General features: G+C 70.0%; 17 protein-coding genes. 9 read left to right on the top strand and 8 right to left on the bottom strand.

Going from position 1 to position 20,409, the window contains the following annotated elements:
• The first annotated feature begins 27 nt into the window (after window positions 1-27).
• From HUA76_RS11290 to HUA76_RS11265, 6 genes are all read left to right on the top strand, one after another.
• A complete protein-coding gene (locus tag HUA76_RS11290; protein WP_174460827.1) occupies window positions 28-1,686 on the top strand; it encodes a hypothetical protein in 1,659 nt (552 codons plus the stop codon).
• 52 nt (window positions 1,687-1,738) lie between these two features.
• Window positions 1,739-3,229, top strand: coding sequence for a glycerol kinase GlpK (gene glpK, locus HUA76_RS11285; RefSeq protein ID WP_174460826.1), 1,491 nt, complete (start codon window positions 1,739-1,741; stop codon window positions 3,227-3,229).
• Window positions 3,226-4,611 carry a hypothetical protein gene (locus HUA76_RS11280; RefSeq protein ID WP_174460825.1) on the top strand — a complete coding sequence of 462 codons (1,386 nt, stop codon included), beginning with the start codon at window positions 3,226-3,228 and terminating at the stop codon, window positions 4,609-4,611. Before glpK ends, HUA76_RS11280 begins: the two co-directional genes overlap by 4 nt.
• Window positions 4,612-4,667: 56 nt before the next feature.
• Complete coding sequence (locus tag HUA76_RS11275) at window positions 4,668-4,979, top strand: 4a-hydroxytetrahydrobiopterin dehydratase (RefSeq protein WP_141641325.1); 312 nt, start codon at window positions 4,668-4,670, stop codon at window positions 4,977-4,979.
• Between the two features lie 44 nt (window positions 4,980-5,023).
• On the top strand, window positions 5,024-6,292 hold the full coding sequence (locus tag HUA76_RS11270) for a hypothetical protein (protein WP_174461198.1): 1,269 nt from the start codon (window positions 5,024-5,026) through the stop codon (window positions 6,290-6,292).
• Between the two features lie 168 nt (window positions 6,293-6,460).
• On the top strand, window positions 6,461-8,065 hold the full coding sequence (locus HUA76_RS11265) for a hypothetical protein (protein WP_254614135.1): 1,605 nt from the start codon (window positions 6,461-6,463) through the stop codon (window positions 8,063-8,065).
• 122 nt (window positions 8,066-8,187) lie between these two features.
• On the opposite strand, the gene HUA76_RS11260 is transcribed toward HUA76_RS11265, so the two are convergent.
• Window positions 8,188-8,607 carry a cell envelope biogenesis protein TolA gene (locus HUA76_RS11260; protein ID WP_141641327.1) on the bottom strand — a complete coding sequence of 140 codons (420 nt, stop codon included), beginning with the start codon at window positions 8,605-8,607 and terminating at the stop codon, window positions 8,188-8,190.
• A gap of 128 nt (window positions 8,608-8,735) precedes the next feature.
• Complete coding sequence (locus HUA76_RS11255) at window positions 8,736-9,890, bottom strand: hypothetical protein (RefSeq protein ID WP_174460824.1); 1,155 nt, start codon at window positions 9,888-9,890, stop codon at window positions 8,736-8,738.
• Between the two features lie 185 nt (window positions 9,891-10,075).
• On the opposite strand from HUA76_RS11255, the gene HUA76_RS11250 reads away from it, so the two are divergent.
• On the top strand, window positions 10,076-10,486 hold the full coding sequence (locus tag HUA76_RS11250) for a hypothetical protein (RefSeq protein WP_174460823.1): 411 nt from the start codon (window positions 10,076-10,078) through the stop codon (window positions 10,484-10,486).
• A gap of 34 nt (window positions 10,487-10,520) precedes the next feature.
• On the opposite strand, the gene HUA76_RS11245 is transcribed toward HUA76_RS11250, so the two are convergent.
• From HUA76_RS11245 to dapE, 5 genes are all read right to left on the bottom strand, one after another.
• Entirely contained in the window at window positions 10,521-11,291 is a 771-nt protein-coding gene (locus HUA76_RS11245; protein ID WP_141641330.1) for a LytTR family DNA-binding domain-containing protein, read from the bottom strand.
• On the bottom strand, window positions 11,288-12,439 hold the full coding sequence (locus tag HUA76_RS11240; protein WP_371817211.1) for a sensor histidine kinase: 1,152 nt from the start codon (window positions 12,437-12,439) through the stop codon (window positions 11,288-11,290). The genes HUA76_RS11245 and HUA76_RS11240 overlap by 4 nt, the downstream gene beginning before the upstream one ends.
• Before the next feature lie 59 nt (window positions 12,440-12,498).
• Window positions 12,499-12,969, bottom strand: a complete 471-nt coding sequence (locus HUA76_RS11235; RefSeq protein ID WP_174460822.1) for a DUF6640 family protein — start codon at window positions 12,967-12,969, stop codon at window positions 12,499-12,501.
• A gap of 87 nt (window positions 12,970-13,056) precedes the next feature.
• The gene (locus HUA76_RS11230) at window positions 13,057-13,893 is read right to left on the bottom strand and encodes an AraC family transcriptional regulator (protein ID WP_217439530.1); all 837 of its coding nucleotides are present in this window, start codon (window positions 13,891-13,893) and stop codon (window positions 13,057-13,059) included.
• A 53-nt stretch (window positions 13,894-13,946) separates the two neighbouring features.
• Complete coding sequence (gene dapE / locus HUA76_RS11225) at window positions 13,947-15,029, bottom strand: succinyl-diaminopimelate desuccinylase (protein WP_141641333.1); 1,083 nt, start codon at window positions 15,027-15,029, stop codon at window positions 13,947-13,949.
• Between the two features lie 243 nt (window positions 15,030-15,272).
• Between dapE and HUA76_RS11220 the strand changes: the two genes are divergently transcribed.
• Together HUA76_RS11220 and HUA76_RS11215 are read left to right on the top strand one after the other, a co-directional pair.
• Window positions 15,273-17,003, top strand: coding sequence for an ankyrin repeat domain-containing protein (locus HUA76_RS11220; protein WP_174460820.1), 1,731 nt, complete (start codon window positions 15,273-15,275; stop codon window positions 17,001-17,003).
• Window positions 17,004-17,101: 98 nt separating this feature from the next.
• Entirely contained in the window at window positions 17,102-18,538 is a 1,437-nt protein-coding gene (locus HUA76_RS11215) for an ankyrin repeat domain-containing protein (RefSeq protein ID WP_174460819.1), read from the top strand.
• A gap of 12 nt (window positions 18,539-18,550) precedes the next feature.
• Here HUA76_RS11215 and HUA76_RS11210 read toward each other — a convergent pair whose 3' ends face one another.
• Window positions 18,551-20,308 carry a hypothetical protein gene (locus tag HUA76_RS11210; protein WP_174460818.1) on the bottom strand — a complete coding sequence of 586 codons (1,758 nt, stop codon included), beginning with the start codon at window positions 20,306-20,308 and terminating at the stop codon, window positions 18,551-18,553.
• Between the last annotated feature and the right edge of the window lie 101 nt (window positions 20,309-20,409).

The raw sequence follows: 20,409 nt of genomic DNA, 5'->3' as shown, positions 1-20,409 counted from the left end.
CCCAAGGACGTCGGAGGCGGGACAAGCATGTGCGGGCATGGACGAAGCGGATGGTGGCTGGGATTGCTGGGCGCGCTCTTGCTCGCCGGCTGCAAGGAAGGCGCGGAGACGCGGACTCCTCCCATCGAGGACCAGGACGGACAACCCGACGCGGGCGCGCCTCCCGTCGACGATGACGCCGGAGTGCCCGATGCCGGCGAGCCTCCCGACGCGGGCCTCCCGGACGACGCGGGCACACCCGACGCGGGCCCACCGGATGCCGGAGCGCCCGACGCGGGCCCGGCCAGCGGCCCTCCCATCCCTCCGGATGCGAGCGGCTGGCGCTTCCTCGGCTCCGCGCAGGGCGGACCGCGCGAGGTGCTGGGCGTCACCCAGGACGAGGGCGGAAACATCTGGGTCGCGGGCGGCGAGGACGGCCTGTGTCTGGTGCGCCCCGGCGCGACCACCTTCCAGTGCTTCACGATGGCGGACGGCCTTCATCCCTGGGCCGCGTGGAAGGGCAAGGACCCGCTGCCGGAGAACCGCTACCTCAAGGTGACCGCGGTGACAGGCGGCCCCTCGGGCGTCGTCTTCGTCGGCTACCAGGGCCGCCCCAACTGCGAGAACGAGTTCTACAAGCCCCCTGGCCAGCCCGAGGACCCCGCCATCTACAAGAGCGGCGACGCGGACCGCGTGGAGCTGAAGGCCGATGGCACCTTGTCCGTCGTCCACTATGACATCCACTCGCCGGCGCACTCGGTGCCCGGCTACGGCCACCGCGAGAAGCTCTGCACGGTGAACCGCATCGTCTGGGACAAGGCGACCCAGGGCCTGTGGTTCGCCGCCAACCATGGCCTCGCGTGGGGTGAGGCGAACTACCAGGGCGGCGAGGCCTGTGCCAGCGCCCAGGTCCGCGCCGTCAACGAGTGGGCCTATGTCACTCATGACGCCCAGGGCAACGAGGTGGACCGCGAGCTGCGCCAGCGCTGCAAGTTCGGCGTCATGGAGCACGTCCACCCCGCCATCCAGATGCACGGCACGGACGAGACGGACGAGGACAGCCGGCTGGCGGGAGATGTCTGGGGCGTGGCGGTGCGTCCGGACGGCGACGTGTGGATGGGCACGGCCATCCGCAGCTCGCGCTTCCGCATCATGACCAACGGCGTGGGCCACGTGGGCACCGGCGCGCCCTGGAACTTCGAGGCGGCGCGCAAGCAGTCCGAGGAGAAGAAACACAAGGCCAACCGCATCGACATCTGGCCCGACGCCGTCGCCGAACCCATTCCACCCACGCCCGCACAGCGCAAGGACGACGTGGTGAGCGACCTCGCGCTGATGCCGGATGGCACCGTCTGGGTGTCCAGCTTCGCGTGGGGCATGGCGAAGCTGAGCGACGCGGGGCTGGTGGTGGACCAGGCACTGACGGGTGACGCGGAGCGCTTCGTGTCCTCGCTGGAGCGGGATTCGCGCGACGGCAGCCTGTGGATTGGACACCGCTGGGGCCGGGGCCTGATGCGCCTGCACACCGAGGGCACCTTCATCACCCACAACAAGGTGTTGGGGGGCCTGGCCGGCCAGCCCGTCTGGGATATCCAGGTGGCGGGCACGGGCGATACGCGCGTGGTGCTGGTGGCCTTCGGGGCGACACGTGATGGTGCGAACAACATCACCCGTCCGGGCTCCATCGGCATCTACACCGGCCATTGACGTGGAGTAGGGTCCTCCCAACGCGCCGTCCATCGTTGGGAGGACCCACCCCATGCCGAAGGCGAAGTACGTCCTGGCCCTTGACCAGGGCACCACTGGCACCCACGTCTCCATCCTCGACTCGAAGCTCAAGGTGGTGGGCCGCTCCTACAAGGAGTTCACCCAACACTTCCCCAAGCCGTCCTGGGTGGAGCATGACTTGGATGAAATCTGGGCCACCAGCGAGTGGTGCATCGGCCGCGCGCTGAAGGACGCGGGGCTGGTGGGCCGGGACATCTCCGCGGTGGGCATCACCAACCAGCGCGAGACGACGGGCCTGTGGGCTCGCGACTCCGGCAAGCCCCTGCACCGCGCCATCGTCTGGCAGGACCGGCGCACCTCGGAGCTGTGTCGCCAGCTCAAGGAGCGCGGCGTGGAGCCGCGCGTGCGAGAGACGACGGGCCTCGTCGTGGACCCGTACTTCTCCGGCACCAAGCTCCACTGGCTCTTCGAGCACGTCAAAGGCGCACGCGCCAAGGCGGAGCGCGGGGACGTGTGCTTCGGCACCATCGACACGTGGCTCGTCTACAAGCTCACCGGTGGAACCACCCACGTCACCGACGTGTCCAATGCCAGCCGGACGCTGTTGATGGACCTGAAGACCTTGCAGTGGAGCGACGAGATGCGCGCGCTCCTGAAGATACCGGCCGCGTGCCTGCCCCAGATTCGCGGCTCGGCGGAGGTCTACGGCACCACGCGCGGCATGCGCAGCCTGCCGGACGGCGTCCCCGTCGCGGGCATGGCGGGAGACCAGCAGGCCGCCCTCTTCGGTCAGGCGTGCTTCGAGCCCGGCGAGTCCAAGTGCACGTACGGCACCGGCGCGTTCCTCTTGATGAACACGGGCACGGAGCCGGTGCGCTCGTCGGCGGGCCTGCTCACCACGGTGGCGTGGCGGCTGGGCGGCACGGGTTCCACCACGTACGCGCTGGAGGGCAGCAGCTTCATCGCGGGCGCCGCGGTGCAGTGGATGCGCGATGGCCTCAAGGTCATCAAGCGCGCGCCGGATATCGAAGCGCTCGCCGCCAGCGTGAAGGACACCGGCGACGTCGTCTTCGTCCCCGCGCTGGCGGGCCTGGGCGCGCCCCACTGGCGCCCCGAGGCACGCGGCCTGTTCGCCGGCATGGACCGCTCCACCACGGTGGCCCACATGGCGCGCGCGGTGCTGGAGGGCATCGCCCTGCAGATTCATGACCTCGCGGAGGCCATGCGCCGCGACAGCGGCCGGAACATCCCCGTCTTCAAGGCGGACGGCGGCGCGGCGGCCAACAACCTGCTCATGCAGTACCAGGCGGACCTGCTCGGCGTGCCGGTGGTGCGTCCGAAGAATCTCGAGACCACCAGCCTGGGCGCGGCGTTCCTCGGCGGCCTGGGCGCGGGCGTCTGGGACAGTCCGGACGCCATCCGCCGCGCGTGGAAGGCGGACAAGGTCTTCAAGCCGAAGATGAAGGCCGACCTGCGCGAGCGTCACCTGGGCAAGTGGAAGCGCGCGGTGGAGCGCGCATGAGCCGGGGGGCGCGCACAGGCCCGCTGCTCGCCGCCATGCTCGCCCTGGTTGTCGGTGCGGGCTGCCCGGGCGATGTGCCGCCGGAGTCGTGTATCAGCGGCGACCCCATCGGCCCGATTCCGCCGTTGGTGCTCGTGCCGGTGGGCGAGGAAGCGAGCCTGCGCGTCACCGCCAACCCGAACATGAACTGCGCCCTCGATGAGGGCAGCTTCCCCGAGTCCGTCACCGCCGAGGTCCAGGACCCCGACAACCTCCCCGTGCAGGCCACGGTGGAGCTGACCTCGGGTTGGGGGGCCACGCTCCGCTTCACGCCAACGATGACGGGCCGCTACCACGTCATCGTCGCCTTCGCGCCGGTGGGCAGCCTGAGCCAGTTCGACGTGTACGTGGCGGAGGACGAGCGCCAGCGCCCCTCCGTGGCGAGGCTCTCCGGCGTGCCCCAGTGCCAGCACCTGGACCGCACAAGCAGCGGCACCTGGGTGTGTGACGGCCGGGCCCATCGGGGGTCGGGGTTCCCAGAGCAGACGGTGGGCCGGGATTATCGCCCCTCGACGGCCGTGGTGGGGAACGTGGTGTGGACGATGGTCGAGGGTCAGGTGCGCCGCTTCGTCGACACAGGCGAGGGGCCCCTGGTGCGCGCCGGCAGCGCGCTCTACCCCACCAGCATGGCGACGGACGTCTCCCCCCACACCCGCCTCGCCACGGAGAACGAGTACCTGGTGCTGGATGCCACCACCCTGTACCGCTACACCTTCACCGAGGAGCTGGGGCTCAGCGTCGCCCGGACGTCCAAGTGGACCGAGCAGCCCGGGCTGGCCTTCGGCTCGGACTCCACGCAGGTCATCGCCATGCGCGTGGGTCCGACGCTGTGGCTGGTGAGCCGCTTTCAGGAGCCGGTGACCTTCCTCGCGCGCACGCGGGCCTGCCCCTTCCAGCTCGACGCGCAGGACCACTATGTCCCCGTGTCGGGCCAGCCCTGCCAGGTCCTCGCTGGTGAGCCACTGGGCCATGGCGACGGCGTGCTGTGGACGCGCGAAGTGACCTCCACCCCGCGAGGGTTCACCAGCGTCCTGCATCGCCACCTGGTGACAGCGGAGCGCGGCCTCGTGGAGGAAGGCGTGCTGGCCCTGGGTGACGGGCTCTCCGTCTCCGTGCCGGAGCTGCGCGCGGGCCCCGCCCTGCCCGTCATCACCTCCTTCGGAAGCACCGGACCGGCCGCCACCCCGCGCTGGGACGCGGAGCGCAACGCGCTGTTGCTCGTGTTGTTGCCCGGCCCGGGAACGAACACCGGCATTACACGCGTCTCGGACCATTTCACCTGGACGGTGAACCTGGACGGGCTCACCGACCTGCGCATCCACCCGTGGACGTCCAGCCCCTGACGTCGCCATTCGGATGGCTTCCCTCGGGCGCGAGAGCGGATATGAAGGAGGTCATCATGGCCCACGACCGCACCCTGCTCGCTCCCGAGGCGCTCCAGTCCTTCCTCACCCAGCATCCCGACTGGAAGCATGAGGGCGGGATGATTCGCCGCACGTACGAGGCACCCTCCTTCCTCGCGGGCATCGCCTTCGTGGAGAAGGTGGCCCAGGCGGCGGAGAAGGCGGACCACCACCCGGACATCGACATCCGGTGGCGCAAGGTGACGCTGGCGCTCGTCACGCACGACGCCGGGGGCCTCACGTTCCGCGACACCGCGCTGGCCGCGGACGCCGACCGGCTCTTCGCCGAGGTGGTGCGGGCTCGGTGAGGCACTTCGCGGTGAGTGCCTCCAACAACGTGATGGACTCCAGGATGGGCGGCTCGACGCGGTGGAACGGATGGCTTCGCGCGCTCGGCGGATGCGCGGTGCTGGGCCTCGCGCCCGCCGCCTGGGCGCAGGACGAGGAGCCCACCCAGCCGCGTCCGGAGCGGCTGTATTTCAATCCCGGCGCGCTCCTGGGCTCGGCGCGCGTGGTCGCGCTGGGTGGCGCCTACGTGGGCATCGCCGAGGGCGCGGCGGGGTTCCCCAGCAACCTGGCGGCGCTGGCCCACAGGGGACCCGCGCTGGAGAAGGACTGGGATTTGGGCGTCACGCTGTCCTGGCTGGACCTGCCGTTCACCAGCGGACGCGCGCGCGACGTGGACAACGACGGGCGTCCGGACGAGTCGCAGGACCGGCGACAACTGCTGGGCGGACTGCTGTTGCAGTACAAGCGCTTCGGCATCGGCTTCGCGCTGCGCAACAGCGCCGTCTCCTACTGCGCGACGGAGGCCTGCGCCGGGGACAGCGAGCGCATCCGCGTGTCGCTGACGCAGTCGGTGCTGGCCGGAGCGGTGTCTTTCGGACAGGACGACTTCATCCTCGCGCTGGGCATCTACGCGGCGCAGGCGTCCTTCCGGCTGCAATCCGGCGGGACGGAGCTGCGCTACGGCGACACGGGCGTGGCGGTGGACATGTTGTACCGCCCGCATGGCCGTCCCTGGCGCATGGGTGTGACGGTGCGGCCGGAGGTCGTCGCGGACTGGAGGCGAGAGGAAGGCCAGGCGCCGGTGCTGGCGGACCGGACGCTGTTCGGCGCGGTGGTGTCCCCGGCGGTGCTGTCGGTGGGCGCGAGCTGGCGACTGGGCGAGGGCGCGGAGCGCTACAACCGCCTGTCTCCCGCCGCCCGACGTCAGCTCGTCATCGAAGGGGACGCGCTGCCGGTGCCGGAAGAGGAACCCAAGGATGCTCCTGCGGGACGGTGGCTCATCAGCGCGCAGGTGGACCTCCTGTCCGGCGTGGACAACGCGGTGCCGCTGCGCAGCTTCGCGTCGACGGCGGAGGAGGAGCGCGTGGGCCACGGCTCCGAGTTCGCCCCCCGACTGGGCGTGGAGCACGACACGGTGCCGGGGATGATTCGGCTGCGAGCGGGCGTGTACGCGGAGCCCTCGCCCTTCGACGGTCGGCCGCCCCGCCCCCACCTCACCGGCGGCTTCGAGGTCTTCATCCTGCGCTATTGGGAGGACTGGTCCATCAGCACCTCGTTCGACCTGGCGAGCCGCTACACCAACGTCGGCCTGTCCGTGGGCTTCTGGCGCTGAAGCCCAAGGAGCGAGGCGCGCGTTGCCCGGGATGGGAAGCGCGCCTCCCTCACAGGAGAGGTCCGGTGCGCAGGCGAGGCACACGGACGCCTCGCGGGTGATGCATCGCGCGCTTCGGAGCGGGCGGGCGGGCAAACGTCGCACACGGTATTGCTGGCACCTACCAGCATGGAGAACCTCCGAGGGGCGGGAGGGGGCTTCATGCACCAGGGGCGGCGATGGTTGCGGACTGTCGCGTTCGCGACAGCGGTGGGCTGGGCGGGGCTGCTGACAGGTTGTGACGACGCGGAGGCCGACACGCCTCCGGATTGTCCGAACGAGTCGCGAAGCGACTGTCCCGCGCAGGAGACGCCTTCGGAGGAAGATGACGCGGGGACGCCGCCTCCCGGGGAGACTCCGGACGCGGGCGCTCCGGATGCGGGCGGCCCACCGCCGATAGAGCCACCGCCTCCGCCACCCCCGGCGACACCGGGAAGCACGCTGTGGCTGGCGCGCGAGGGCACCGCGCAGGATGACCTGGCGCTCGGCGCGGCGGTGGATGCGAATGGCGACATCCTCACTGTGGCCTTGTACGAGTTGGATGACCTCCAGGAGCGTCAGCCCACGGACAACACGGTGCGGCTGACGCTCGCGCGGCGCATCCCGACGGGAGAGATGCGCTGGACGCGCAGCTTCGCGGTGCGCGTGGCGGAGACGCCCGAGTCGCTGCGCGCGGACGTGAATGCACGCGTCGCCCCCGCGCCCGACGGGGGGCTCTTCGTGGCGGTGGATGCCCGGGGGCTCGTGGACTTCGAGCCGCTGGAGCTGGGCAACGGCGCCTTCCTCGTCCGCCTGGACGCGGCGGGCAATGTCCTCTGGTCCGCCACCGTTCCAGGCAGGGATGCCACCGTGGCGGACCTGGTGCTGGATGCCCAGGGACGGCCGATGGTGGCGTTCAACACCTCCGGCCCGACGGACTTCGGCGGGGGCGTGGTGGGCTCCGGCGCGGTGGTGGTGACGTACTCGCTGGACGGCAAGCCCGAGCAGGCGCTGTCCATCGGCCGGGCGGAGGGTTCGGACTCGCGGGTGACGGTGACCACCCTGGCGCGCGGCACGAATGACAGGCTCGTGGTGGGAGGGCGCTACCTGGGCGCGGCCCGCTTCGGCACCCAGCGCACGGAGTCGTCGAAGGACGGCAGCCCGTTCGTCGCCGTGTACCAGGCGACCGGAGTCCTGGTGTGGGCAAGGCCTCTCTCCCAGGCCAGCGGCACCGTGAGCGACGTGGGCGTGGACAGTCAGGGCACGGTGGTGGCGCTGGGCTCCTTCCTGGGCACGGTGTCCTGGGGCACGACGAAGCTCCACGGACATGTGTACCGGGCCAGCCCGTTCCTCGTGTCGGCGGATGCCACGGGCAAGGAGCGCTGGAGTCGCAACCTGGGGGATGGACTCCAGGCGGGAGCGCTGGGCGTGGAGCCCACGGGCGGAGTCGTCGTCGCCGGGTTCACCTACTCGCTCATCGTGGATGGCGCGTCAGGACCGGACGGACTCGGCTCGGCGCAGCCCCTGGCGCTGCGCTACGGACCGGATGGCGCGTCGCTCGGGTTGCGCCTGTACCTGTCCGACCCGCCCCGCCCCCGAGGCGAGCTGTATGGGCTGGAGGACATCCGCTTCGTGCAAGTGCTCCCGGACGGCGATGCCCTGCTGTTCGGCCACACGGACCGCGAATCCGACTTCGGCACGGGCCGTCGGTCGCCCGCGCGGAGTGATTTGTTCCTGCTTCGCATGAAGCGCTGAGCACTGGGGGGAGGGGCCCGTGGGGACCTCCTCGAAGGGTCCTCGGCCTCACCTCAAGCGCTGAGCGCGGCAGCGGGGACCCGTCTCTTACGAGGGGTCCCCGCTTGCTTTCGCGTCGCGAACTAGCGGCGCGTCGTCCGGCGGGTGGTCTTCCGGGCGCCCTTGCGAGCGGTGGTACGGGTGGTGGTGCGACGGGCCGGGCTCTTGCGCGCGGTGCGTCCCGCGGCCGCCGTCCGGCGCGTGGTGGCCTTGCGGGCAGCGCCCTTGCGCGTGCCCCGGACGGCCGTCTTCCGCTTGGCCGTCTTGCGCGTCGTCGACTTGCGCGTCGTCGACTTGCGCGCGGCGGTCCTGCCCCGCTTCGCGGAGGCACGGCGCGAGGTGGTCTTCTTCGCACGAGCACCGGTGCGGCCAGCGGCCTTCTTCGTGGCCCGACGCCGCCGCGCGGGCGACTTGCGCGTCACGGACGACGAGTCTGAGGTCCCACCCAGGTCCGCGGGCGCCAAGGCATCGGTGATTTGCGAATTGACGGTCTCGTGAGTCATTCCATCTCCTCCAGAAAGGGGAACCGCGTGAATTACGAACCACAGCGTACGCCGATGCGCACGCGATGAGAGCCATCCCCTCGGGAAGATGAACGACAGCGGACGAATGGCGCGTCAGCCTTCACGCATCACGGTGCGCGAGCCAGCTCGCGTTCGACCTTCTCCACCTGCGCGAGCGACGCCTTCAGTCCATGGTCCGTCGCCACCGCACGCGCCCGTCCCAGTCGCTCCTCCACTCGCGCTCGCTCGCCACGCAGCGCGTGGGCCCGCGTCAAATCCAGCAGCAGGTCCACCGTCGAGAGCCAGTCCTCGTGGGACTCCGCGTTGGCGAGGGACTGCTCCAGGAAGGGAAGCGCGGAGGTGGCGTCCTCGCGGCGCAGGTGGATGCGGCCCAGGACGGCCCGGGCCTCGCGCTCTCCCGACGGGTCCTTCAGCTCGAGCGCCAGCGCCAGCGCCTTTCTCGCGGGCTCCAGCGCGGAGGTGCCCTTGGGCTCGATTCGGGAGCGGACCTGGGCCACCGTCACGAGCGCGAACAGCTCTCCGGTGCGAAAGCCCACCTGCTCCCTCAGGCGCAGCGACTCCTCGAACTGCTCCAGGGCCAGCTGAAGCTCCCCCCGGTCCTCGGCCAGCCCCGCGAGGTGCCGCAGGTTGTAGGACTCCATCAACGCGTCTCGCGAGCCGCGGGAGAGCGCCAGGGAGTGCTCGAAGGTCGACCTGGCGCCCGCGAAGTCCTCCTGGAACTGCTGGGTGAGGCCCAGGTGGAAGAGCGCCACGATGTGTCCGCGCGTGTCCCCTGAGGACTCGGCCAGGTCCCGTGACTGCTCGAAGAGGGCGACGATGGGCGCCCACTCGCCCTTCCCCGCCAGCAGCTTGTCGAAGTAGTGGAACATGCCCTCGGCATCGAGCGCGGCGACCCGCGCGCGCGCATCCCCCGAGTCCTCCGCGAGCCTCCGCGCTCGACGCAGCAAGTCGAGGACCTGGGCCGCATCCATCCCAGGCTCATGACGGAGCTGGCGGGACAGGACGCGTCCCAACTCCACCTGGAGGCGGGCCTCACCGCCCGGGTCCTTCAGGAGTCGAGCCCGCTCACTGGCGAACCGGCCCAGCGCCGCGGCCTCCTGGAAGCGGCTCTCCAGGTCATATGCCTGCATGACGGTGACGGCCGCCTCCGTGAACCGTCGTCCCTCTTCCAGGGTGACGGGCTCTCCATTCCCACGCGCCGACTTCCCGGCGGCGCAGGCGGTAACGAGCGCAGCCAATCCCACACACACGACAGGCCTCATGACGTCCTCCATGGGGAGGCGACCGGCCTCCCAGCGCGAGGAAGACTAAGAACGGAGCTGTCCGGTGGGGCACGGATGGGATGAGACGCGGAATCGGGGGACGAGCCGAAGCCGGACGAGGACGAGTCACGACGCCTCACTGGCGATGGCGCAGGAGCGTGTGTGCGTCTAGCCTCCCGAGCGCCATGACTCCCGAGGAGAAGCAGAGACTCATCGAGCGCGCTCGCGCCATCCTCCTGGAGCAGGTGCCCCACTGGGAACCGGCGACTCGCGAGGAGAGCGACCCCTCCAGTGGCTACGAGCAGCTCGCGGCCGCGGTCAGGGGTGCCCTCGCGGGAGAGCGCGGCGGGGTCCCCACGCTGCATCGCGTCTTCGACGAGAGGTTCTTCGCCGCGACCAACTCACATCATGAGTATGCGCTGGCCGCCCTGAGCCTCGCCCTGCTCGGAGACCGCGCGTCCATCCAGCGCATTCGAGCGGTGTCCGCCATCAACCTGAACCGTGAAGCGAAACCGCTCGCCCTGGCGATTCTCGACGCCACGGAAGAGCCGCTCCCGGCTCACGGGGGGTCGAACAGCTCGCCCGAAAAAGCCTGAAGGCGAAGCGGCCTGGAGTGAGGGGAGGCACACGTCACAGGGGATGGCCGAGCACCTGCTCCAGCCGGGCCCGGTACGTGCGACTCAACGTCAGCTCCTGCCCGTCGCGCAGCACCAGCCGGTGGTCGCCCGACAGCGTGGGCGACAGCGAGACGATGCGCTCCACGTTCACGAGCGCCGAGCGGTGGACCCGAGCGAACCGACGCGGCGGCAACCGCGCCTCCAGCTCCGCCATCGTCTCGCGCAAGAGGTGCGCCTCCGCGCCGACATGCAACGTGACGTAGTTCCCAGCGGACTCCACCCAGTCCAGGTCCTCCACTGGGACGAGCAGCGTCCGGCTCCCCGTCTTCACCACCAGCCGCTCGGTGGGCACGGCCACGGGCTCCGGGCGCAGCTCCTGGAACAAGCGCTGGAGCTGCTGACGCAAGTCCCCAGGAGGCGCGGCCAGTCGCTCGCGCACCCGGACCAGCGTGCGCCGGAAGCGCTCCACCGTGAACGGCTTGAGCAGGTAGTCCACCGCGGCGGCATCGAAGGCCCGCAGCGCGTGCTGAGGCCAGGCCGTCACGAAGACGATGACGGGCGGAGGCGTCAGCGCCGCTTCGGCCAGCACACCGAACCCGTCGCGCTCCGGCATCTCCACGTCCAGGAAGACGAGCGCGGGCCGCTCGCGGGCCATGACCTCCAGGGCCTCATGCCCGTCGCAACACTCGGACACCGGATGAAGGTCCGGCTCCGAAGCCAGGAGCGTGCGCAAGCGCTCCCGGGCCAGGGGTTCGTCGTCGACGATGAGTGTGCGGACCGTCATGCCCGGGCGCTCCGGAAGGGCAGCGAGAGCGAGACGACGAAGCCTCGGGGCGCGTTGGCCTCGCACGTCAGCGACTGAGAGACACCGTAGAGCCGCTCCAACCGGGCGCGGGTCGAACCCAGTCCGATTCCCTCGCTCAGCCCGGAGAGCCCCTCCGCGGGCGGCCCGACGCCGTCGTCTCGAACCTCCAGTGACAGTCGGTCCCCGGCCCGCTGGACGCGGACCCAGACCCGGCCGGGCCCCCGACGGGGAGCGATGCCATGACGGATGGCGTTCTCCACCAGGGGCTGGAGCACCAGGGGCGGAACCAGGGCGTCGTGCACATCGGGCGCCACCTCCACATCCACCTGGAGCCGGTCGGAGAAGCGGGTGCGTTCGATGTCCAGGTAGGGCGCGAGCAGGTCCAGCTCCTCGGAGAGCGGCACCTCATGGCGACCGTCGCGCTCCAGGCTGGCGCGCAGCAGCTCACTGAGCTGGCCCACCATGCGGTCCGCCGCGTCCACGTCGCGGTGCATGAGGGTGGAGATGGCGTGCAGCGTGTTGAACAGGAAGTGGGGCCTCAACTGGCTGCGCAAGAGGTGGAGCTGCGCCTGCGCGAGCTGAGCCTGGAGCCCCGAGGCGCGAACGGCCTCCTCACGCACCTGTCGCGCGTAGCGCAGGGTCGCATCGAGCCCCACTACGGAGAGGTAGATGAGCAGGTCGAAGTCCGTGGTCTTCGACAGGAGCCAGGTGAAGTAGGTCCACGCGGCGGCCCCACCGCCTCCCGCGGGCTGGAGCAGGAGTTGACGCAGCCCCGCCAGGAGCGCCAGGTGTGCCGTGGCGAAGAAGACCGCGGGGGGCAGGTGCAACGCGAGCTGGACGGGCCAGGGGCGCCCCGTGCCTCGCACCCGGCGGGCCACGGCGAGGATGAACGGCGTCAACGCCGCCCAGCCCCCCCAGACGATGGCCCCCGTGAGCAGCGTCTCGCCGAAGACGGGGGGCGCGCCAATGGACGCCTTGTAGACGGAGAGCTGCGCACCGTAGATGAGCGCGAGCACCGTGTACCCGGCCAACACCAACGCGGGCCCGAGCCAACGCGAACGGAACGTGCGGGCCTCCTCGGCGGAGGACACGGGGTGCGGCCCGGTGATGTCTTTCAGTCCCACCACGAGGGCCTGACTCTAACAGGCCTCCAGGACGTCCGGCGGGAGGCCGCCACCGCGCACGCTCAGGACACCGCGCGCCGCCGCTCCAGGAGGCTGGCCGCGCAGAGAAGTCCCAGCAGCACCGCGCTCAGGACGACCTGCGCTGGAATGCCCAGCACCTGTCCGGTCCCCGCCCGCTCCGGGTCGACGAAAGCCGTTCCCGGAAACGCGATGCTCCCCAACTGCGCCAGCCAATACAGGGAGGCGAAGAGCATCCCGGTGCGTGGTCGCGGCCCCGCATCCCGGCCGCTCCACCAGGTGAACCCGAGCGCACAGGCACCGAGCCCCAAGCCCAGCAACATCGTCTGGGCACCGTGAAACCTCGCATGCGGTGGCCACAGGGGATTGAAGAGATGCGTCGCGTTCCAGTCCGCGAGGAACGGCCCCACCATCGTCACCCCTGCGACGAAGGTGACGAGTCCCTTCCCCACAAGCGACCCGCGTGCCGAGACCGTGCCTGGATGAATGTTCGTGCCGTGCATCCGCACCGACATGTCGCCTCCTCGTGAATGCATGAAGCTTCGAGAGGACACGCAAGGTAGGCGTGCGAGCCGAGAGGGTCGCGGCGGAAGGTGCGCGACCTAGGCGAAAGGTGCTCCATTCGAGGCACGCACGCGGTACTCGCGAGGCGAGCAGCCATAGCGGGCCCGGAACGCGCGCGCGAAGCGTCCCGGGTCGGTGAAGCCGCACGCCAGGGCGACCTCCAGCACGGAGGGCGTCCGGGCCGCTCGGAGTTGCTCAGCGGCGCGCTCGAGCCGAAGTGTCGTGAGGTGCTGATACGGGCTCGCGCCGACCTGCGCGCGGAAGACATGCAGGAGCGCATAGCGGCTCATCCCCGCGACGCGGGCCAGGTCCTCCACGGACAGTCGCTCGCGATATCCATCGTTCATGGTCGCGAGCACCCGACGAATGCGCCGGTCGAGGTGAGCACCCGGGGGTGGCGAGTGGAGCGAGCCTCGCGCCACGCCGAACACCGTGGCGTCCGAGAGGGACTTGATGAGCGGGTCCTTCATGGAGGCACCTTCGGACGCCTCCTCCATGAACAACCGGATGAGCTGCGCGAGCCGGTCGTCGGCACCGAGGACGAGCGGTTCGAGCGGGCCATGCACGGGGAGCCCGAGGGTCATCGCGGCGACCGCGATGATGGACGCGGGGACCATGATTTGCTGGAGCGCCGCGACGCGGACCCTCGGGGTGACGACGGCCCCCGGGGGCAACACGATGCACGCTCCATCCGACGCCACGAGCAGCTTCCCTGAAGCGAGCTCGAACTCAACCCGCCCGGCCTCGACCCAGGTCAGCTCGAAGTCGGGGTGGTGGTGACGAAGCCCGCGCTCGACGCGCCGCCCGCTCACGGCGCGGCGGACGACACGGTCGGCGACCGGCGGCGCCTCCAGGCTGGCGATGCGCATCCCCATGCGATGTCAGGGTAGCGCGGCGGGCGCACCCGCGCGCAAGGCTCCGAGCCCCGTCAGCCCTTGAGGAACGCGGCCAGCTTCTCGTACGCCACGGCCAGGGGAGCGATGGGCGCGCTCTCGTTGGCCTGATGCGCCTGCGCCGTCTCACCGGGGCCGTAGTTGATGGCGTCCACGCCCCACTCGCCGAAGCGGGCCACGTCCGTCCACGCCTGCTTGGACGCGGCGGGCAGCCCGGTGATGGCGAGCAGCTTCTGGAACAAGGGGTTGCCAGCGACGACGGGCCCGCTGGGCGAGGCGTCGGTGATGTCCACCTCCGCGCGGCCCGCGACGAGCGCATGCACGTCCGCCTTCGCCTGCTCGATGCTCTTGCCCGGCGCGAAGCGGTAGTTGAGGTTCAGCTCGAACGCCTCGGGGATGACGTTCCGCGCGCGGCCGCCCTTGGCGAGCGTGGCGTTGATGACCTCGTAGAAGCGGAAGCCATCCACATCCACCTCCACGCGCTGACGGGCCAGCAGCTCCGTGAGGAACGGCCCCGCCTTGTGGATGGCGTTCTCCCCCTGCCACGGCCGCGCCGAGTGCGCGCTGCGTCCGGTGAAGCGCACCGTCACCTGCATGGAGCCGACGCAGCCCACCTGCACCTCGCTGTCGGTGGGCTCCATGGCGATACCGAACTTCACGCCCGCCAGGTCCGGACGCTTCGCGAAGAGGGGGATGAGGCCACTCTCCGCGTAGGCGCCCTCCTCGCGCTCATAGAAGAGGAACGCGAGATTCACGGGCAACGTGTCGCGGCGCAGGTCCTCCGCCAGCGCCATCATCACCGCGAGCCCGCCCTTCATGTCCGAAGCGCCCAGGCCGAAGATGCGCTCACCCTCGATGCGAGGCTCCCGCCCCACGTCACTGGGGTGCGCGGGCACGGTGTCCAGGTGGCCGATGAGCGCCACCGTGGGTCGTGGGTCGTCCAGGCGACCGAGCAGCAACGTGTGCCCTACCCGGAAGACTTCCCTCGCGGGGAAGTGCTGGAGCGCCCAGCGCTCGACGAAGTCGGCGATGGGGCCTTCGTGGGTGATGGGGCTGGAGATGCGGCACAGCTCGAGCGTCGTGCGGGCGAGCCTCGTAGCGAGGTCTTGAGAGGACATGCGCCTCCCACCATAGCGCCACCCCCACCTCGCCCGCTGATCTCCCTCCACCCCGACGACAATCAGGGCCGCCAGGCAGGCGAGTCAGGTCCTGAAATTATCGATTACTGGAAAACCCGCTGACAGACGGCCCCAGGCATGCCGCGAGTGAAGAGGATGCCCGACGAACCCCTTCCGGGATTACGAGTGACAGTGCTCGGGCGTTCACTGACACTCGCGCCGCTTTCCACCTCCGAGGATGAAATGTCGGCCAAGTCGAACAGTGACGCGACCCAGGCGCTGCTCTCGCTCTGCGAGGCCAAGTCCCGCTGGAAGAACGAGCTGACCCCAGAGGCCGTGAAGAAGGCCGTGGCCGAAGGCGCTGACGTGAATGCCGGCAACAAGTACGGCCAGACGGCCCTGCATCTCGCCGTGCAGTCGCCCTACACGAAGGGCGAGCCGCTCCCCAGCGTCGACGTGGTGCGCGCGCTCATCGAGGCGGGCGCGGACGTGAACGCGCGCGACGCCCATCAGCAGACGCCGTTGATACACGCCGTCAGCTACGAGCCGGACAAGGCCAGCGAGGACCGGGCGCTGGAGATCATCCGGGTGCTGCGCGCCGCGGGCGGCAAGGTGCCCTCGGAGGTGACGGACAGGAGCGGCGGCGCGTTCAGACTGTCGACCGAGGCGCTCTATCGAGAGGTCCTGGACGCGGGCGCGACCGTCAACGTGCGGGACGATTCGGGACAGACGCCGCTTCACCGCGCGATGGGCGTGGGCAAGCCGGAGCTCGTGAAGCTGCTGCTCGAGCGCGGCGCCGACGTGAATGCCATCGACGGGTTGGGGCGCACGCCGCTGGGCGTGGGGCTGCGCACCAAGGAGGAGGTGTGGGTGGCCCACAACAAGCGCACGCCGGGCTTCGTCGCGGCCATCAACGCGCTGGAAGCCGCCGGAGGCAAGGCGAGCGTTCCCATCCAGCACGACCCCACGGACCCGTTCGCGCCCTTCCCCATCGACGAGGCCGCGCTGACGAAGGCCCTGGCGGGCAAGAAGCTGTCCTTCAAGCACGCGGTGAGTTCGGCGCAGGAGCTGGCCACGGGGCTGCACAGCTTCGGGGACCCGAGCGATGCGTTGGACAAGCTGGAGGCCGTGAGTGATGTGCTCGGCGTGGAGGAGCGGACGGTCCGGCTGAAGGGCCCGCTGACGCTGAAGCGCGTCTTCTTCCACCACGGCGACCTGGAGGTGGACGGCGACCTGGAAATCCAGAAGCCGTTCGCGGTGACGGGGGATGTCATCGTGCACGGCGTGGTGCGGGATGCCGGGAATGACTCGCTCGTGAACATCCTGGGCGACCTGAAGTGCCACGCGCTCTACACGGATGGAGAGTTCAGCGTCGGGGGCGACATCGAGGCGCGGGACGTGGTGCTCGGCTACTACAACGACCACATCCTGAGCGCGGACACCATCCGGGCCAAGGTCGTCATCGAGGATGAACACGCCGTCGATGCCACCGTCGAGGCCGAGCACCACTTCGACATCGACACCTACGCCCAGGGCTACGGTGATGGCGTGGCCGACGACCTCCGCGCCATCTTCGTCGACCAGGTGTTCGAGGGCGAGACGGACAAGCCCGAGGACGAGGAGTCGGAGGACGAGGAGGAACTGGACGAGGAGGACTCCGAAGTCGAGGACATCGACGACGGAGACTCCGATGATGTCGACGACGAGGACTCCGACGACGACGAAGCGGACGACGACGGAGACTCCGACGACGACGACGACGAAGCGGACGACGACGAGGACTCCGACGACGACGACGAAGCGGACGACGACGAGGACTCCGACGACGAAGAAGAGACTTCGGACGACGAGGACTCCGACGACGACGAAGCGGACGACGATGATGAGGAGGAAGAGACGCCTCGACTCGACAGAGGGGCGCTCTTCTACCGCATCAGCAAGGGGCTGCCCGTCTTCCGCAAGGCGAAGAAGTAGGAGCTCCGCACAGCAGGCGCGGGAGCTGTCCTCCCGCGCCTGAGCTCGCCACGAGCCTCTGTCCTCGGGCAAGACGCCCCCCGTTCCGAGAGAAGAACATGTCCGCGAACACAGCCGAACACGCCACCAAGGCCCTGCTCTCGCTCTGCGCGGACAAGCACCGCTGGGCCCGGGAACTCAACGTGGACACGGTGCGGGACCTGCTCTCCCAGGGCGCGGAGGTGAACGCTCGAAACGAGTCCGGAGTCACACCCCTGCACCTCGCCGTGCGTGGCCCTTCCTCGAAGACGGAGCCGCTGCCCGACGTGGAGGTGGTGCGCGCCCTCATCACGGCGGGCGCGGACGTGAATGCACGCGACGCACTCCAGCAGACGCCACTGCGGCTGGCCCTTCCGACGGAAGACAGTCAGGACAACGAGGCACGGGCGCTGGAAATCATCCGGGTCCTGCGAGCCGCCGGAGGACAGGTGCCCTCGGATGTGAGGGATTGGCGGTCCAGCGCGTTCAGCTCGACGAGCGCGGTGCTCCTCTCGGAGCTGCTCGATGCGGGCGCCCCGCTGGATGCGCGCGACGAGGAGCAGCTGACCCCACTCCACCGGGCAGCCGCCCGGGGAGTCTCTTCCGTCATCGAGCTGCTGCTCGCGCGAGGCGCAGAGCTCAATGCCCTGGACGGACTCGGCCGGACGCCGCTGGGTGTCACGCTGCGCGAGCGAGACAAGAAGTGGGTCCAGGCGAACCAGCGCACGAAGGACTTCGACGCCACGGCGTCAGCCCTGATGCGAGCCGGCGGCACACCGAGCCTCCGCTACGAGCGCCGAGATGACCCCTTCGCGCCCCTTCCCGTCGATGGCCCCGCGGTGCGAGCGGCGCTGTCGAAGGTGGCTCCGTTCCCCTTCAAGCACGACGTCGACTCGGCGCAGGAGCTCGCCACGGGCCTGCATGACCGCGAGTCCGGACTGGGACTGGAGCTGCTCGAGACGCTGGTGCCAGTCCTGGACGGCCCTCCGCGCCCCCTGCGGCTCCAGGGGCCCCTGACGCTGAAGCGGGCCTTCTTCCACCACGGCGACCTGGAGGTGGAGGGCGACCTCACCGTCCTGCGAGCGTTCGCGGTGACGGGGAACGTCACCGTGCACGGCGTGTTGACGGACGGCTCCACCAGCTCGCTGGTCCGCGTCCTGGGCAACGTGTCGTGCCACGCGCTCGACACGGGCGGCAGGTTTTCCGTGGGCAAGTGTCTCCAGGCGCGCGATGTGGTGCTGGGCTCCGGCAACGACTTCGTGCTGAGCGCGGGCACGCTCAAGGCCAGGGTCGTCATCGAGGACGACCACGTCATCGACGCCGTCATCAAGGCCGACTACCACTTCGACAAGGACACCTACGCCCGGGGCTACGGCGAGGGCATCGCCGAGTGGCTGCGCGAGCTGTTCGTCGCGGAGGTGCTCAAGGAAGAAGACGACACCACCCTGCTCGACGGCGCCCGACTGTTCGACCGGATTCGCAAGGGCCTGCCCGTCTTCCAGGATGGAGCCCCGTGAGTCCTCGCGGGGTCAGAACGTCCGGATGAAGTCGAGCTCCACGCCGGGGTTCTTCGCGCCCCCCGCGTCGGCGGGAGTCACCGCCTGGGCCTTCGCCGGAAGCGCCGGGCTGCCTGACGCCTGCCAGGCGGACACGTGGCGGAACGAGTTGGCGTCGAAGCCCGCGAGCATCAACACGTTGGGCACCCGCGAGGGCAGCGGCGCGTTCTCGTAGGCCCCCAGGTTCCACATCACCACGTCCACCGGACCCAGCACGTGGTGCCACGCCTGGAGCACGGCCTGGAGCGGCGGCACGCTCGCGTCGAACTCGATGCCCCTCTTTCGCAGCGACTCCACAAGACCCGGCTCCACTGTCTGGACCTCCGGCGGATGGAACTGCATGTCGGAGAAGAAGTAGAGCGTGCGGGGCCTCGGCCGCGAGGGATTCTTCAACAGGAGGGCGATGAGGTTCATCACCGAGTTCACCACCTGCGTGCTGCCCCACCCCTGCCCGCCGCGCAGTCTGCTGGACAGCTCGAGCACACCCTGCCGTGGTGCGAGGTCCTCCACGAAGATGTCGTCGGAGAACGTCGCCGCGTACCCCAGCTCGCGCGCCATCACCGCGGCCAGCACCACCGCCACGTCCCCCACGTGCGCGGAGCTCTTCGCCCCGCCCAGCTTCGTGGCGAACATGGAGCCGGAGATATCCGCGATGCCCAGGCTCTTGCCCTTCGGCAACAAGCCCTCGCACACCTTCTCCAGGATGACCTCGAAGACAGGCGCGATGGCCGGCTCCGGGTCCGCGTGGAAGCAGTCCTCCCCCTGGGAGTCCTGCCGCGACTTGCCCCACATCGCCGCCCACCACCCCATGTACACCTGATGCGGCCACATCCCCGCGAAGCGACGCTTGCGCGCCTCCGCCAGCAGCACGGCCAGCGGGATGCCCGCCTGATACATCGCGCGGATGTAGCCCTTGAAGGCCATGTCCGGCAGCAGCCCAGGCACGTCCAGCACGCGGCGCCACGTCTCCTGCGTCGACCCCATGAACGACAGCGCCTGCTCCGTGGAGAGCCGCCCCTTCACGAAGTTCTCCAGGCTCGCCTCGCCGCCGAAGAACGCGCGGCGCGCCTCCAGCAGCTCCAGCCCCTGCGCCAGGGCCGTGCGCTCGCGAGTGGGCGCGTGCAGGTAGTGGTAGAGCTTCAGCGTGCGCTCATCCAGGTGCGCCTTCGCCACGCCCATCGCATCCACCAGCCGCAGGCTCGCGCGCTGACCGTTCTTCCGGCGCCGCGAGAGCGGGAACCGCCGCCCCGCGTACTTGAGCAATTGATACAGGTCCATGCCCGCGAGCGCCCGAGCCATGCCCTTGCGCGCCGCCTCGGGCACTTCGCCAAGCCCCAGGTGGTCGAAGTGCGTGAGGAACAACGCCACGTCGTCCGCGCGGTGTCGCAGACAACGGAACGTGTACTCCTCCGTGAAAGGGCCCTCAGGGTCCGCCGCCGCGAGGATGGCCGGCGCGACACTCCCCTGGATGCGATTGCCCTTCCCCTTCACCGGGTCGCGCATGTACGCGGCGAACTTCCAGGCGAAGCCCCGCTCGTGACGCTCCGCCGCGAGCAGCGCCGCCGCGTAGCTCCGAATCTCCTCCACCTGGGTCCGGTAGAAGGTCTCCTCGAGCAGCGCCGAGCCCTTCGTGAAGGTCAGGTGCGTCAGCGGGTCTGTCTGGGACAGGTCGAAGGCCGCGGCACCCTCGTGCGTCAGCGCTCCCACCACCTCACGCAGCACCCGAGGCATGTCCCCTCCCGACCTGAGAAGAAAAGTCGGCGCCCCGCCCCTGATGGCAAGCCATCAGGAGCTCATGGACGAAGTAGGGGCGCCAGATGTCTTGAAGGCTA

Source organism: Myxococcus sp. CA056, assembly GCF_013336715.1.
In the GTDB taxonomy this organism is placed as follows: Bacteria; Myxococcota; Myxococcia; order Myxococcales; family Myxococcaceae; genus Myxococcus; species Myxococcus llanfairpwllgwyngyllgogerychwyrndrobwllllantysiliogogogochensis.
This window is presented reverse-complemented; position numbering and strand designations above follow the sequence as displayed.

Excerpts from the sequence above, each read along its gene's own strand:
- HUA76_RS11290 (WP_174460827.1), top strand. The coding sequence starts at position 28 with ATGTGCGGGCATGGACGAAGCGGATGGTGGCTGGGATTGCTGGGCGCG.
- glpK (WP_174460826.1), top strand. The coding sequence starts at position 1,739 with ATGCCGAAGGCGAAGTACGTCCTGGCCCTTGACCAGGGCACCACTGGC.
- HUA76_RS11280 (WP_174460825.1), top strand. The coding sequence starts at position 3,226 with ATGAGCCGGGGGGCGCGCACAGGCCCGCTGCTCGCCGCCATGCTCGCC.
- HUA76_RS11275 (WP_141641325.1), top strand. The coding sequence starts at position 4,668 with ATGGCCCACGACCGCACCCTGCTCGCTCCCGAGGCGCTCCAGTCCTTC.
- HUA76_RS11270 (WP_174461198.1), top strand. The coding sequence starts at position 5,024 with ATGGGCGGCTCGACGCGGTGGAACGGATGGCTTCGCGCGCTCGGCGGA.
- HUA76_RS11265 (WP_254614135.1), top strand. The coding sequence starts at position 6,461 with ATGGAGAACCTCCGAGGGGCGGGAGGGGGCTTCATGCACCAGGGGCGG.
- HUA76_RS11260 (WP_141641327.1), bottom strand. The coding sequence starts at position 8,607 with ATGACTCACGAGACCGTCAATTCGCAAATCACCGATGCCTTGGCGCCC.
- HUA76_RS11255 (WP_174460824.1), bottom strand. The coding sequence starts at position 9,890 with ATGAGGCCTGTCGTGTGTGTGGGATTGGCTGCGCTCGTTACCGCCTGC.
- HUA76_RS11250 (WP_174460823.1), top strand. The coding sequence starts at position 10,076 with ATGACTCCCGAGGAGAAGCAGAGACTCATCGAGCGCGCTCGCGCCATC.
- HUA76_RS11245 (WP_141641330.1), bottom strand. The coding sequence starts at position 11,291 with ATGACGGTCCGCACACTCATCGTCGACGACGAACCCCTGGCCCGGGAG.
- HUA76_RS11235 (WP_174460822.1), bottom strand. The coding sequence starts at position 12,969 with ATGTCGGTGCGGATGCACGGCACGAACATTCATCCAGGCACGGTCTCG.
- HUA76_RS11230 (WP_217439530.1), bottom strand. The coding sequence starts at position 13,893 with ATGGGGATGCGCATCGCCAGCCTGGAGGCGCCGCCGGTCGCCGACCGT.
- dapE (WP_141641333.1), bottom strand. The coding sequence starts at position 15,029 with ATGTCCTCTCAAGACCTCGCTACGAGGCTCGCCCGCACGACGCTCGAG.
- HUA76_RS11220 (WP_174460820.1), top strand. The coding sequence starts at position 15,273 with ATGTCGGCCAAGTCGAACAGTGACGCGACCCAGGCGCTGCTCTCGCTC.
- HUA76_RS11215 (WP_174460819.1), top strand. The coding sequence starts at position 17,102 with ATGTCCGCGAACACAGCCGAACACGCCACCAAGGCCCTGCTCTCGCTC.
- HUA76_RS11210 (WP_174460818.1), bottom strand. The coding sequence starts at position 20,308 with ATGCCTCGGGTGCTGCGTGAGGTGGTGGGAGCGCTGACGCACGAGGGT.